Below are 499 nucleotides of genomic sequence, written 5' to 3' on the forward strand. Positions count from 1 at the left end.
TTGCGGCGTACCGCGGGCAGCCAGCCGGTAGAACAACTGCTGCGCCATGAGAACCTGCGGGTGGACCTTGCCGCTTTTACTGCGGCCATTGAGCACTGTGGTATGCCATCGCAGTTGCTGGACCTCACGCCGACTGAATTCAAGCTGCTGGTCACGTTGCTCAAGACTCCCTCCAAGGCCTTCACACGCGATGAGTTGCTGGAAATCTGCCTGCCGGAAAGCGAAGCCCTGGCCCGCGTCGTCGACGCCCACGTGCATAACCTTCGGCGCAAGCTCGAAACCCATGGCATCGCCGGGGTGTTGGTGACAGTGCGCTCCATTGGCTATCGGTTCCGGTAAGCAGCATGCTTGAGCAATCACGGGTCAACGACAAACCTTTGTGGCGCTGGGTCGGCATGCGCATGAGCCTGTTGGCGATCGGCGCCGTGGTGGCTATCGCCTTGTGCATGTGGATCAACTTCAAACTGTCTGACCGGTATTTTTTGCAACACTTGCCGCC

The 499-nt window shown here is 59.3% G+C and carries 1 protein-coding gene and 1 pseudogene; both read left to right on the top strand.

Features of this window, described 5'->3' with window-relative positions:
* Nucleotides 1-339: winged helix-turn-helix domain-containing protein (locus tag QK296_RS28955; protein ID WP_282392366.1), on the top strand; the 339-nt coding region annotated here is incomplete at its 5' end.
* Between the two features lie 5 nt (nucleotides 340-344).
* A pseudogene (locus QK296_RS28960) lies at nucleotides 345-499 on the top strand (two-component sensor histidine kinase); the annotation flags it as partial.

Source organism: Pseudomonas sp. AL10, from assembly GCF_029960685.1.
In the GTDB taxonomy this organism is placed as follows: domain Bacteria; phylum Pseudomonadota; class Gammaproteobacteria; order Pseudomonadales; family Pseudomonadaceae; genus Aquipseudomonas; species Aquipseudomonas lactis.